Origin of the sequence: Oceanimonas aquatica (genome assembly GCF_030732065.1) — a bacterium.
In the GTDB taxonomy this organism is placed as follows: Bacteria; Pseudomonadota; Gammaproteobacteria; order Enterobacterales; family Aeromonadaceae; genus Oceanimonas.
Window position 1 is genome coordinate 156,800 of record NZ_JAVBHX010000005.1, and the last position, 12,724, is coordinate 169,523.

At 54.7% G+C, this 12,724-nt stretch carries 13 protein-coding genes; all 13 read left to right on the top strand.

Annotated elements, in window-relative coordinates; translation table 11 throughout:
- Positions 1–12: 12 nt before the first annotated feature.
- The 13 genes from Q9290_RS09075 to Q9290_RS09135 all read left to right on the top strand — a co-directional run bounded on the left by Q9290_RS09075 (position 13) and on the right by Q9290_RS09135 (position 12,551).
- Positions 13–207: an AlpA family transcriptional regulator gene (locus Q9290_RS09075; protein WP_306079330.1), complete on the top strand. Its 195-nt coding sequence runs from the start codon at positions 13–15 to the stop codon at positions 205–207.
- 112 nt (positions 208–319) lie between these two features.
- Entirely contained in the window at positions 320–649 is a 330-nt protein-coding gene (locus Q9290_RS09080; RefSeq protein ID WP_306079331.1) for a hypothetical protein, read from the top strand.
- Between the two features lie 73 nt (positions 650–722).
- A complete protein-coding gene (locus Q9290_RS09085; protein WP_306079332.1) occupies positions 723–1,676 on the top strand; it encodes a DUF932 domain-containing protein in 954 nt (317 codons plus the stop codon).
- A gap of 84 nt (positions 1,677–1,760) precedes the next feature.
- Complete coding sequence (locus tag Q9290_RS09090) at positions 1,761–2,744, top strand: YqaJ viral recombinase family nuclease (RefSeq protein WP_306079333.1); 984 nt, start codon at positions 1,761–1,763, stop codon at positions 2,742–2,744.
- The gene (locus tag Q9290_RS09095; protein ID WP_306079334.1) at positions 2,741–3,637 is read left to right on the top strand and encodes a recombination directionality factor; all 897 of its coding nucleotides are present in this window, start codon (positions 2,741–2,743) and stop codon (positions 3,635–3,637) included. The genes Q9290_RS09090 and Q9290_RS09095 overlap by 4 nt, the downstream gene beginning before the upstream one ends.
- Positions 3,638–3,838: 201 nt before the next feature.
- Complete coding sequence (gene radC / locus Q9290_RS09100) at positions 3,839–4,336, top strand: RadC family protein (RefSeq protein ID WP_306079335.1); 498 nt, start codon at positions 3,839–3,841, stop codon at positions 4,334–4,336.
- 14 nt (positions 4,337–4,350) lie between these two features.
- Positions 4,351–4,608, top strand: coding sequence for a YkvA family protein (locus tag Q9290_RS09105; RefSeq protein ID WP_306079336.1), 258 nt, complete (start codon positions 4,351–4,353; stop codon positions 4,606–4,608).
- A gap of 435 nt (positions 4,609–5,043) precedes the next feature.
- Positions 5,044–5,268 (top strand): DUF2188 domain-containing protein, encoded by a 225-nt coding sequence (locus Q9290_RS09110; RefSeq protein ID WP_306079337.1) that lies wholly within the window; start codon positions 5,044–5,046, stop codon positions 5,266–5,268.
- Positions 5,269–5,274: 6 nt separating this feature from the next.
- A complete protein-coding gene (locus Q9290_RS09115; RefSeq protein WP_306079338.1) occupies positions 5,275–6,276 on the top strand; it encodes a CBASS cGAMP-activated phospholipase in 1,002 nt (333 codons plus the stop codon).
- On the top strand, positions 6,270–7,409 hold the full coding sequence (locus Q9290_RS09120) for a CBASS cGAMP synthase (protein WP_306079339.1): 1,140 nt from the start codon (positions 6,270–6,272) through the stop codon (positions 7,407–7,409). Before Q9290_RS09115 ends, Q9290_RS09120 begins: the two co-directional genes overlap by 7 nt.
- Positions 7,406–9,034 carry a ThiF family adenylyltransferase gene (locus Q9290_RS09125; RefSeq protein WP_306079340.1) on the top strand — a complete coding sequence of 543 codons (1,629 nt, stop codon included), beginning with the start codon at positions 7,406–7,408 and terminating at the stop codon, positions 9,032–9,034. The genes Q9290_RS09120 and Q9290_RS09125 overlap by 4 nt, the downstream gene beginning before the upstream one ends.
- Complete coding sequence (locus Q9290_RS09130; RefSeq protein ID WP_306079341.1) at positions 9,022–9,498, top strand: Mov34/MPN/PAD-1 family protein; 477 nt, start codon at positions 9,022–9,024, stop codon at positions 9,496–9,498. The genes Q9290_RS09125 and Q9290_RS09130 overlap by 13 nt, the downstream gene beginning before the upstream one ends.
- 173 nt (positions 9,499–9,671) lie before the next feature.
- A complete protein-coding gene (locus tag Q9290_RS09135) occupies positions 9,672–12,551 on the top strand; it encodes an SNF2-related protein (RefSeq protein ID WP_306079342.1) in 2,880 nt (959 codons plus the stop codon).
- The last annotated feature ends 173 nt before the right edge of the window (positions 12,552–12,724 follow it).

Sequence of the window (12,724 nt, forward strand, 5' to 3'; positions counted from 1 at the left end):
AGGGGTACCATCATGAGACTCATCAAACTTAAAGAAGTCATGGACTGCACTGGCCTGGCTCGCTCTACGATTTACAAATACATATCTGAGCAGGCATTTCCCAAACCTGTTCCACTGGGTGAGAGAGCCGTAGCCTGGGTTGAAAACGAAATTCAGGACTGGATACTTGAAAAAGTAGCACTACGAGATAACGGAAAGTCACACTAAGAAAAACCAACCAGTAACCAGTAACCAGTAACCAAAAAAAACTTCAGACATATTTCATTCCCTTGAGCTAACTCAACGCTGAGTTAAACAACGTCCCTCAAGGAGAATACCTATGTCTATTAAATGCCCTTCCTGTAATTCCCAACGCATTATTACCCGAGACATTGCCAGAAAAATTGGCGGCACCACTGGCGCTATTGCCGGAGGCGCTTCAGGCATGGCTGGCGCTGCCGGTGGAGCCAGAGTCGGCACCCTGGTAGGAACCATAGGAGGCCCCCTAGGAATGACTCTGGGTGGCCTTGCTGGTGCCATTATCGGGGGGCTTGTGGGTAGTGCCGCCGGTGGTGCTGCAGGATCCAAACTTGGAGAAGAGATCGACAACAAGTTGCTGGATAACTTCCAGTGCGCCGACTGTGGTCATTGCTTTCGTCAGCAAGGCTAACCACCAAACTCTGCCAGCTCTGGCAGCTCACTCTCAACACAGCTTCACTCACCCACTTTCTCAGGAGGCGGTTATGTCTCACCTCATCGAGTCCATGGCCTACGTGGGCCAAACGCCCTGGCATGGCCTGGGCAATCAGCTCAGCCGTCAGCAGCCGCTGTCGGTCTGGCTCAGGGAGGCCGGCATGGACTGGTCCATCAAGCAAAGCGATGTCATGTTCAACGCCGCCGATGATGGACTGTTCTTGCGCAGTCACGATGGCGCTCAGGTGCTGTATCGCTCCGATACCCTGGCTCCCCTGTCGGTAGTGTCCAATCGCTACAAGGTGGTGCAGCCCAAGGAGGTGCTGCATTTTTATAAAGACCTGGTGCATGCCGGTGGCTTTGAGCTGGAAACCGCCGGCGTGCTCAAGGGCGGCCGCAAGCTGTGGGCCCTGGCTAAAACCGGCCAGGCAGACAAGCTCAAGGGGAACGACCACATCAAGGGTTATCTGCTGCTGGCCACCAGTTGCGATGGCACTCTGTGTACCACAGCACAATTCACTTCAGTACGGGTGGTGTGCAACAACACCCTGCAGGTAGCCGTTAACAAGAAAGCCGGAGCCATTAAGGTGCCCCACTCCACCGTGTTTGATCCCAAGCAAGTAAAAGAGGCTCTGGGGCTGGGCCTGTCGAGCTGGGATACCTTTATGCACGACCTGAAGGCCATGAGCCAACGTCCGGTTTCACCAGAAGAAGCGCACCGCTTCTTTGCAGAAGTACTGGAAGACCCATGCTTAACAGAAACTGATTTGACACCTTCAAAACCCATGCAACAACTGCTGAGCCTGTACGACGGTGCAGGTATGGGTGCTGATCTGGCTTCCAGCAAAAACACCGCCTGGGGCCTGGTAAACGCCATGACCGAGTTTGTAGATCATCACCGTCGTGCCCGCAGCCAGGATAACCGGCTCGACTCCGCCTGGTTCGGACTCGGTGCTCAACTCAAGCAAAAAGCCTACGGCCAGGCCATGGCATTACTCGACTAATTCTCACCAGTATTACTTCTTTATATCCCCCGTTGGCATGAGCCAACGGGGGGTATGTTTTTTATGCGTTTGAGGAGACTCACCATGAAAACTCGTTATTCCCAAGCCCTGCGTCTGGCCGACACCAAGGCACTCACTCACCAACAATGGCTGGAAGTGCGCCAGTCTGGTATTGGCTCATCCGATGCCGCCGTGGCCATTGGCCTGTCCCCCTACAAGAGCCCCTTGTCACTGTGGCTGGAGAAAACTGGTCGCCGCCCGGCACCAGATCTGAGCAACAACGAAGCGGTGTTCTGGGGCACTACCCTGGAGCCGGTGCTGGCTTACGTTTACGCCCAACGCACCAGGCTCAAGGTGCGCCGGGTGAATGCGGTGCTGCAACACCCGGACCATCCCTTCATGCTCGCCAATCTGGATCGGGAAGTGCTGGGACACCCCGATGGCGTGGGCACGCTGGAGATCAAGACCGCCGGCTATCACTCTGCACCACAATGGGAGCAGGGCATTCCCCTCGCCTACCAGTGTCAGGTGCTGCACCAGCTGGCCGTTACCGGCCATGCCTGGGCCGATGTGGCGGTACTGATCGCCGGGCAGGATTTTCGTATTTACCGCATCAATCGGGACGACGACAAAATTGCCGATCTCATAAGGCGGGAAAATGCTTTCTGGCAGCATGTGCTCGACGACACCCAGCCGGAACCCGACGGCTCGGCAGATGCCGGCAAGGCCCTGCAATCGCTCTATCCCGAAGACAAGACACCGGTGCTGGATCTTACCGAGTCGGCAGAAATGAACACCCTGTTCAGCCACTTTCTCAGCGCCAAGGAGAAGAAGGAAGAAGCCGAAGCCAGTGAGGCCAGGCTCAAGCAGCAACTGCAGGCCGCTTTGGGCGATGCCGGTGGCGCGGTATTTCAGGAAGGAAAGATCAGCTGGAAACGCAGCCGTGATCGCGTGGTGCCCGATATGGAAAAGCTCAGTAACTCCCATCCGGAATGGCTGCAGCATTGCAGCAAAATCGTACCTGGCTCTCGCCGCTTTACCGTGCAACTGCAAAGGAGCAAGTCATGATCAAAGGACTGGCCATCACTCCGCCCATCATTGGGCGGATCAGCATTGGCAAGCTGGTCAACAAGAACGACAAGTGGCTACCGGAAAAAGACGACAGCTTTACCCTCACCACTCAGGTTCAAAACCGTAACGGCTGGATGTTACACCCGCTGCACCAGCAATACGCTGAAACGGCGGCCAACGGCAAGATCCGGGCGATCCCGGTGCGGGTATTGTTCAATGACAGCGAGCTGAACCTGCGGGCCGAGTACAGCGCCTTTGATCGCAGCACCGGACGGCCGCTGTGCGTGGGTAATGGCGATACCGCCAAACGAGTCAATGAAGGAGGAATAGAAGAAGTGACTTGTCCGGGGCCGGAGTATTGCCGCTTCGCCCATGAACAGGGCTGCAAGCTTTATGGCCGCCTTAACCTACAGGTGGAAGGCCAGAACGACGAGCTGGGCAGCTTTATCTTTCGCACCACGGGTTATAACTCGGTGCGAACCCTGGCGGCACGGCTACGCTACTTTGAGGCAGTGACCGGTGGCTATACGCGACATTTGGCGCTGCAACTCAAGCTCAGAGCCAAGAGCACCACCCAGTCTTACCGCACCCCAGTGTTCTATGTGGATTTGACCCTGCGCGACGAGGACACCCTGGCGCAAGCGGTCAGCACGGCATTGCAGGAAGCCGAACACTACCGGCAGTCCGGCGTGGACATTGCCAACCTGGAACACACCGCCAGACAACTGCTGCACAACGGCCAGTTTGAAGACGGTGAAGATGAAGTCCCGCTGTTGCTGGACGAATTCTACCCGGAACAAACCGAGCAGCCAGAACCAACCCTAAACGCCAAACCTGCCAACCTGGTCAAAGCAACTCGCCTGACCAACAAACTCGGTACGGTTGAGTAACTAAGCTCTCATCAGACAAGCAAATACGAGATTCAAAATGAACAAGTCCTGGATCGAATGGCTTGCCTGGGGGCTGCTAATCGTCATCGCTGGCGTTTCAGTTTATCTGGAAGTGAAGCGCTTCTAGCCCTCACGCCCTGGTTATACATATCCCTTTACGCGCCGCCCCTGATCGGCGTTTTTTTATGCATGGAGGATCCCATGAGCAATAACACCTTTATCGCCGGCGAACAGTCCGGCACTTATCTGGCTCTTGGCCTGGTAACCGAGGCCGACATTCTGCACATGGCCCACAAGTTGGCCCGCCGGCGACTGGCCAAGGGCCGTGTACTCGACGCCCCGAGCAAAACCTTTGAGGCGCTGCAAACCCTGCTGCAGGAATGTGAGCATGAGATCTTTGCGGTGGTACTGCTCGACAATCAGCACCGCATTCTGCGCTTCGAGCAGCTGTTTCGCGGCACCATCGACGCCGCCAGCGTCTACCCCCGAGAAGTGGTCAAGCTGGCTTTAACCTGTAACGCAGCCGCCGCCATCTTTGTGCATAACCACCCGTCCGGCGATCCCGAGCCCAGCCGGGCGGACGTAGCCATTACTCAGCGCCTGCGCGATGCGCTTAACTTGGTAGATATCCGCACTCTGGATCATGTGGTTGTCGGCCTGGAAGGCTGCGTGTCTCTGGCTGAGCGCGGCCAGATTTAACCCAAGGAGCCCACATGGAGTTCAACCCGAATGAGCTGGAGCCCCAGTTCAATGAGCAACAGTTCTGGCGCAAGCTCAGGGCCAACCTGCGCCGGGCAGGTAAAGAAGTGATCCGCCACTGCCTGTGCCTGCACTACGCGGCTCAGAAGCCGGAGACCCCGCTCTGGGCCAAAACGGTGGTGTATGGTGCCTTGGCCTACTTCCTAATCCCGCTGGATGCCGAGGTAGAGCGCCAAGCCGACCGCAAGCTGCGGGAGTGGTTTGGGGACTGAAAAAAAAAGCGACCTGCCGTCGCTTTTTTTTTTCACTTGAAACCAAGAATCATGGACCGGAGGTACTGGAAGTAAAATAGTGATGAGTAGTCGAATTTCGACCAAGGGCAGGTTTGATTCAGCACTAGGGAGATTTCCTGCTCGAACTCGGCTGTGGCCTTATTTATAAGTTCCGTTCTGCTGTAGGGATATCTACGCAGTTACACACAGCACCCTTTTTATTCTTCAATGGTAGCCGCCCAATATTTGCCGCAAAGCACTGACTCTGATAAATTTTTGACCAGAAACAGAATAAATGTAGGTTTACGCATGATCTAGGTTAAGTATCTTGACCTTCCTACTATTTGAATACGCAGAAATCTTGCTACAGCGGCCATCCAATGACAAAACCCCGACTGGCCGAAATCCCGATAATTCAAGACTTGGTGCTCCACTATGGCAGGTAAAAATCAGCATATTGTTCCTCATCAAAACGGTTGGGCCGTTAAAAGTGCAGGCAACCAGCGGGCGACATCTGTGCATGAGACGCAGCAACAGGCAATAGATGCAGGGCGAGATATTGCACGTAACCAAAAATCTGAACTTGTCATTCATCGCCCAGATGGCCGTATCCGTAACAAGGATAGTCACGGCAACGACCCTTTCCCTCCGAGAGGTTAAAACGTCATGACCGACATCCCTACCTACCATGTGCTCGCCCTGTCGGGTGGTGGTTATCGCGGCCTCTATACGGCTACAGTTCTTGCCGAGCTTGAATCAGTGCTGGGTCGCCCTATTGCTTCCCACTTTGACCTGATTTGTGGCACATCGGCGGGAGGGATGTTGGCTTTGGGGCTAGCAGCGGAGATTCCGGCTAGCGAACTCAAAGCATTGTTCGAAGACGAAGGTAATCGCATCTTTGGTTGCCGTAGCCTTCTAAGGCAGCTGTTGGGATTCTGGCTGACTGCAAAGCATGACTCGACGGGATTGCGAGAGGTACTGACCGAACGCTTTCAAGGAATCACGATCGGCGACTTGAAGCATCGTGTTCTTGTGCCAGCAGTAAACTACTCGACAGGTCGCGGACAGTTTTTCAAGACCCCTCACCACCCTTCCTTTGAACTGGATCACCGCATGAAAATCGTCGATGTTGCACTGGCGACTGCCGCTGCCCCCGTCTACTTTCCGCTGGCACGCAACGACCGTGGTGTCTTCGCGGATGGAGGACTGGTAGGCAATGCTCCCGGTCTATTCGGGTTGCACGAAGTCAAGACGTTCCTCTCGCCGAAACAGGATGCACTGATTCGAGTTCTATCCATCGGCACGATGACGATCGGTGCGACCGTTCGAGGCGGTGCCAGCCTTGACCGTGGATTTGGAAAGTGGCGAGGAGGACTCTTCGATCTGGTGATCTCCGCACAGGAATCGTCGGTGGACTACATGCTGCAGCAAACGTTAGGCGACAACTACTTTCAAATCGACGACAAAGCGACACCGGATCAAAGTAAGGACGTGAAGGCGCTGGATCGGGTTTCCATTGGCGCCACGAATACGCTCAAGGATCGCGGAAGCCATGCTGCGCAGCGTGCGCTCGGCGCTCCTCTTTTCCAACCTTTTAGAGCGCACCAGGCCGGCGCTCCCATCTTCTATCACGGCCCCAACAAAAATGTCCCGGAGGCCAAATGCTGAATCTGAGCCCACTTTTTTTTACCACCATTGATAACGAATCCTGCATGCATGGGGAGTTGGATTTAGCCCCTGAACAGCGCACTCTGATCGCCAGCGCCCGCACTGATGTGAGGGATTGCCTACGCGCAGGCATTCCACGTGTATTAAAGGAAAATGGATACACAGAGGCAGTTCCCCAACCCCGCTTCTTCACGCAAGGGTCGTGGGCATACAAGACGTTGAACTCCCCGGCACAACCCCCTCAGCAAGCCGATATCGATGATGGCTGCTATCTGCCAATGAGCTTCATCTCTCAAACGAAGCGTCCCAGCACTGCAGCTACAGTATTCTTTACTGCTGCGGAAGAAGCATTAAAACCGTTAGTCGAGGAAAAGCAGTGGAAGCTTGTCACCGATAAGCCGACGTGCATCCGCATCGTCATTAGTACGTATGCCCATATTGATATACCTCTGTATGCCATCCCAGACGAAGAATTTGCAGCTCTGAAGGCGTCGATGGAACGGTATGGCTACGATTCGTTATTGGAGGCTGTAAACATGGCGGAGCAGGATACTTGGACTGCGCTCCCCGCTGACAAGGTACTGCTTGCTCATCGTGAATGCGATTGGATGCCCTCAGATCCTAGGCCAGTGAAGGAGTGGTTCTTAGCAGAAGTTGCGGCCAAGGGAGAGCAGTTCCGACGTGTGGTTCGCTACTTGAAGGCCTTCCGCGATTGGAGGTGGTCCAGCGGTGGACCTGCCTCGATCCTACTAATGGCAGCCGCTGCCCCACTCTTTGAAAAACGCGATAGGCGCGACGATCTCGCTCTGCTAGATGTCGTCGCGGCACTGCCAGCACGTTTGCGTGAGGGAGTGAACAACCCCGTGGAAGAGTCTGAATCGCTCACAGAGCGACTAGGCCACGCGGGTGTCGAAGAAGCGGCCAAGGCATTCGAAGAATTCGAGGATGTGCTTCGCGGAGCCACCGGCACCGGTAGTCCTTCACAGGCATGCATCTGGATGCAAGGTGAATTCGGCTCGCGCTTTCCAAACGAGCCAGAGCGGGTCAAAGCAGTATCCGTTGCTGCAACCATTGCCGCAACTCCCGCCACCGCAGGTCCGAGCGAACTTGTCGGGAGAACGAAGGCCGGATGAGCGCCTCAGCGGTTGCAGACGTGATCGAAGCCTGCAAGCAGCACGGCTTCAAGTTTGTTGGTAAGACAGATGACGGCTGGTTCAAGCTTCATGGGGATTTGCTCCCTCCCCAAGCGGACAAGGGCTATCCATGTGAAATTCAACTCGACCCCAAATTCTTCGACTTGCCTCGTATCCGGCTGCTGAAAATTCCCCCGGAGTTGCCCGCAGCAGCTCCTCATCTTGGCGCAGACGGCGGACTTTGCTACCTAGCCAAAGGCTCCGTCGTTCTAGATATATACGATCCTGTCGGGCAGTTGCTAGCGTGTCTACAACGTGCGGCTGTTGTGTTCGGACATATCGTGAAAGGGGAGATGCTCGAAGATCTAGCGGAAGAGTTCTTTGCCTATTGGCATGGTTGGCCTTGCTTTGTGGACATACAAGACAATGTCTTAGGGCTACAGAACTGCATTGTCGCGCAGGCCAATGAAAGTCCGTTGTGGTTCATCACCGACAACGAAGATCGAACAACTGAGAAACTGAAGTCTCTCGGCTACCAAGTCACCGATAAAACAGTACTAACTTACCGGGTCAAAACTGGTGCTCAACCTCGTCCTCTTACCAACCACTGGCCTCCCGAAACCGTTGGGGATATTTTGGCTTGGCAAAGCATCCTGGACCCCCGGTGCCGACGCAAGATTCATAAACGCATCAAAGAAGGGAAAAAGAAAAAGGCCAACGGAGTTCTGATCATCATCGAATCCCCTTTGATGACTTATGGGTTTGCAGTTCTCTATAATCAACAACAACCAGCTCCAAAGAGCAAACATGTAAATAGCAGGGATTCAAGCTTTGGATTGAAGGTGATGCCCATCTCAGTTGTCAGGATTGATGATAGGTACCTTGCCCAGCGGAATATACCAAAATTAAAGACGCTTGCAGGAAAGAGCATCGCCGTCATTGGATGTGGCACGATTGGTGGCTATCTATCAGACATGCTGGTAAAGGCCGGTGCGGGGACCTGCGGCGGCAAACTTACGTTAGTGGATCTCGACATTCTGCTTCCGCAAAATATTGGGCGTCATCGTCTAGGATTTCCGGATTTGATGTCGAATAAAGCCGAGGCCATGGCGAGGGAACTCAAGCGCTCGGCGCCAGGGGCCGAGATTCGTGCACTGCCCGTGGATGTTAGGCAATCTCAATTGGGAGAGCTGGATCTACTCATAGATGCCACCGGGGAAGAAGCTCTTGGGCATTGGCTGTGCGGTCAATATACTTCTACTACGCCCATGCTTTCAATCTGGATCGAGGGGCCAGGAACGGCTGTCCGCTCGCTCCTAAGAACGAACGAATCTGGAGCATGCTATCGATGTCTTTGGCATAGCAACAGAAGAGGCGAACTCCGTTCCACCCTTGCTCCCCTTCCTACCATCCTGGCGGGGCATGGATGTGAAGGCTTGTACGTACCATTTCCCGCTTCGGTAGCGATGCATGCAGCCAGCCTTGGCGCTGAGATGACTCTTGACTGGATCAATGGCGTCTATTCCCCTGCGTTACGAACTCGACTGATCGACCACACCCACCAGCTTGCTTCGCCCGATTGTGACCCACCACGGGACCGGGAGTGTCCTGTATGCAGTTCTTGAGTTCCTGGGCCACCGACGATAAAAGGACACTGCTGCATTTCTCAGCCTCATCGATAGAGACATTCTGTCAGCACATTCAGGTCCGTGATATTGACTGTGAAGCTGGCGGACTTTTGCTTGGTTCAGTTCATGGATCCCACATGCTAATTGAACTAGCAACGGTCCCTACAGCATGCGACAAAAGGTTCCCATACCTGTTTGAACGGATGCCATTTGGCCACGAAGCAATCGCTCAGTCTCAGTGGGCGACGAGTCAAGGTACTGTCCGCTACTTAGGCGAGTGGCACACTCATCCCGAAGACCATCCTCATCCTTCTGGACTAGATAGAACGGAATGGAAACACTTATCAACTAAACGGCGGGATAAACGGCCAACACTTGCTGTTATCGTCGGACGACAATCCCTCTATGTCGAATTAGTGCCGAATTCGGGACATGGCTTAGTGCTGAACCCGCTGGAATAGAAAACAGCTTCAGCAGCCAACGAGTGATTAGCCATATTGTTGCTATCAAACCACTAAACCATGAAGGCAGGAGAAGCGTTAAAAACGATAAATACTCAAAGTGGTGATATCTTTGCGCTTGGTACTCGGGTGAGACAGAATGAACAGTACTGTCCCGAGCGCAAGGAATCGTCATGACATCGCCCATTACCGATTATCACGCCAAGTATTTTGCATATGAGCTTACTCGTCAGCGCCGGGGTGGCGATGTTGGCCGGCTAGGCAGTTCGCTGTTCGATGCGTCGGTGGATCTTAACCCTCACCAGATAGATGCAGCCCTGTTTGCACTGCAAAATCCACTGGTCAAAGGGGTGGTGCTGGCAGACGAAGTAGGTCTGGGTAAAACCATTGAAGCCTCTCTGGTCATGGCCCAGCTTTGGGCCGAGCGTAAGCGCCATATAGTGGTGATCTGCCCGGCAGCCCTGCGTAAACAATGGGCCAACGAACTGGCCGAAAAGTTTCACCTGCCCACACAGGTGCTGGATAACAAAACCTGGCAAACACTGCGCAAGGAAGGCATTCCGGATCCCTTCGACAGGCCGGTTATTTCGATTTTCTCCTTTCAGTTTGCCAAGCGTATGGAGCAGCAGCTGCGTCAGACCCCCTGGGATCTGGTCGTTATCGACGAAGCGCACAAGCTGAGAAATGCCCATCAAGACAGCAACGTCATAGGCAACTGCATACGGGAAACCTTTGCCGGCTGCAAAAAGCTGCTGTTAACGGCCACACCACTGCAAAACTCCCTGCTGGAGCTGTTTGGCCTCTCTACCATCATCGATGAAAACCTGTTTGGCGACAAAGCCAGTTTCCGCCAGCAATACATGCGAAGCGACAGCGATCTACTCGGCCTGAAAGGACGGCTGGATGAGTTTGTACACCGTACCCTGCGTAAACAGGTGCTGGAATATGTGCCCTATACCGAGCGCAAGGCCTATACCTACGAGTTTGAGCCTTCGGAAGACGAACTGCGCCTCTATTATCTGGTGTCTGCCTACTTACAGCGGCCGGACACCTACGGCGTTCCCCTTCAACAACGCCACCTGGTTACCCTGGTGGTCAGAAAGCTGCTGGCCTCGTCCACGGCCGCCGTCTGCAAAACCCTCGAAAGCCTGCTGAAGCGTCTGAAAAAGCTAGAAGCACAAGGCAGCCCAAGCCTGGCTGGCGAGGATGACTGGGGCGACCTGCTGGATGATGACTTCGACGACGAACTGCTGGAAGCCGCCGAAACGGCCATGGAATATGAGAACTCTTTTGGCAATCGCGATCTGGATCCCGACCAGCTGAGAGGGGAAATTGCCGAGCTGGAGCAATATCGCGAACTGGCCGGCCGAATTCACGAAGATGCCAAGTCCGCGGCCCTGCTCACCGCTCTGGAGCAAGGCTTTGAAAAAATGGCCCTGCGCGGTGCCGAGCGCAAGGCGGTCATCTTCACCGAGTCCTGCCGTACCCAGGAATACCTGGCCAGTCATCTGGAGCGGCATGGCCATGCCGGCAAGGTTGCGCTGTTCAGCGGCAGCAACAATACTCCCGGCACCAAAGCCATTTATCAGCACTGGCTGGAGCAGAATCAGGGGACGGATCAGGTCACCGGCAGCCGGGCTGTGGATGTAAGAACCGCCATCATTGACCACTTCCGGTCCGATGCCGACATTCTCATCGCGACCGAAGCAGCCGCCGAAGGGGTCAACCTGCAGTTTTGCAGCCTGGTGATCAACTACGATCTGCCCTGGAACCCCCAGCGGGTAGAGCAGCGCATAGGCCGCTGTCATCGCTATGGCCAAAAACACGATGTGGTGGTGATTAACTTTCTCAACCAGAAAAACGAGGCCGACCGCCGTGTACTGGAGCTGCTCAGTCACAAATTTCAGTTGTTTGACGGCCTCTTCGGAGCCTCAGACGATGTGCTGGGCAGCATAGAATCCGGTCTCGACATTGAAAAGCGTATTGCCGCCATCTACAACGAATGCCGCGAGCCCGCCGACATTCAGGCCGCCTTCGACCAGTTGCAGAAAGAGCTGGAAGAAGATATCGCCAAGCGCATGAACGAAACCCGCGAGAAACTGTTTCAGCATTTCGACGCCAACATTCACGACAAGCTCAAGCTAAGGCATGAGGAGGCACAGCAACAGCTGGATCAAATGAGCCGCATGTTCTGGAGCCTTAGCCAACATATGCTGGCCCCCAGCGCCACCTTTACCCCCGCCACCCTCAGCTTTGAGCTGGCCAGCCCTCCTGCCGGCCTGAATGCTCCTGCCGGCTTGTATCAGCTGGTCAGCAAGAACAAACAACTCCAGCCGCTGGCACAGGCTCATAAATACCGGCTGGGTCACCCGCTCGGAGAATGGGTGCTCGACAGCGGTCGCCGGCTGGACACAGCCCCGGCCATGGTGGAGTTCAACCTCTCGGAGTTCAGCAAAAAACTGTCTTCTTTGGAGCCGCTGCAGGGCCAGAGTGGCTGGCTGGAGCTTAATCAGCTGCAACTGTCGAGCTTCCAGAATGAAGAACACCTGGTCTTTACCGCCTTTACCGATGACGGCCAGCTACTGGATACAGAGCAATGCGCCGATATGTTCCTGCTCAACGCCAGGCCCCTACCCCTTGCCGAAGCCGTGCCTCCAGACTCATTGGAGCAAAATGCCAAGCGCCAGCTGGACGCCAGGCTCAGCAAGCTGCTGGATGAAAACAAGGAATACTTCAAGCGCGAGCGCGACAAGCTGGAAGACTGGGCGGAAGATCAAATGCGATCCGCCCAGAAAAAACTGGATGATACTCGGGTAGAGCTGCAACAGGCCAAAAAGCTCTCTCGCCAGGCCAATACCCTGGATGAGCAAAAGGAAGCTCAGGAAGCCATCAAGCGGCTGGAGCGCCAGCAGCGACGACAACGGCAGGAAATATTCACCGTAGAAGATGCCATCGAGGCCCGCCGCGATGCGCACATAGACGCGCTGGAACAACAGTTGCACCAGAAGAGCAGCACCCAGAGATTGTTCACCTTGCGCTGGCGACTGGTGTAGTAAAAAGCCCTCTTAAAGAACCAGCAACTGGATCGCTTACCAGATCATACATGCCATGCCCGTCCTACTGGCAAAATCTTGGGCAGTTGTCGGGCATTGTCTTTTTGTGTCTAGCCTTGGGTGCTTCGCTGACGCAGAATATGCGCAATATTAATAATTCCCAGGGATAACGC

Coding starts and splice junctions, on each gene's coding strand:
- Q9290_RS09125 (WP_306079340.1), top strand. CDS start 7,406: ATGAGCGCCTCAGCGGTTGCAGACGTGATCGAAGCCTGCAAGCAGCAC.
- Q9290_RS09115 (WP_306079338.1), top strand. CDS start 5,275: ATGACCGACATCCCTACCTACCATGTGCTCGCCCTGTCGGGTGGTGGT.
- Q9290_RS09090 (WP_306079333.1), top strand. CDS start 1,761: ATGAAAACTCGTTATTCCCAAGCCCTGCGTCTGGCCGACACCAAGGCA.
- Q9290_RS09075 (WP_306079330.1), top strand. CDS start 13: ATGAGACTCATCAAACTTAAAGAAGTCATGGACTGCACTGGCCTGGCT.
- Q9290_RS09080 (WP_306079331.1), top strand. CDS start 320: ATGTCTATTAAATGCCCTTCCTGTAATTCCCAACGCATTATTACCCGA.
- Q9290_RS09110 (WP_306079337.1), top strand. CDS start 5,044: ATGGCAGGTAAAAATCAGCATATTGTTCCTCATCAAAACGGTTGGGCC.
- radC (WP_306079335.1), top strand. CDS start 3,839: ATGAGCAATAACACCTTTATCGCCGGCGAACAGTCCGGCACTTATCTG.
- Q9290_RS09085 (WP_306079332.1), top strand. CDS start 723: ATGTCTCACCTCATCGAGTCCATGGCCTACGTGGGCCAAACGCCCTGG.
- Q9290_RS09135 (WP_306079342.1), top strand. CDS start 9,672: ATGACATCGCCCATTACCGATTATCACGCCAAGTATTTTGCATATGAG.
- Q9290_RS09120 (WP_306079339.1), top strand. CDS start 6,270: ATGCTGAATCTGAGCCCACTTTTTTTTACCACCATTGATAACGAATCC.
- Q9290_RS09105 (WP_306079336.1), top strand. CDS start 4,351: ATGGAGTTCAACCCGAATGAGCTGGAGCCCCAGTTCAATGAGCAACAG.
- Q9290_RS09130 (WP_306079341.1), top strand. CDS start 9,022: ATGCAGTTCTTGAGTTCCTGGGCCACCGACGATAAAAGGACACTGCTG.
- Q9290_RS09095 (WP_306079334.1), top strand. CDS start 2,741: ATGATCAAAGGACTGGCCATCACTCCGCCCATCATTGGGCGGATCAGC.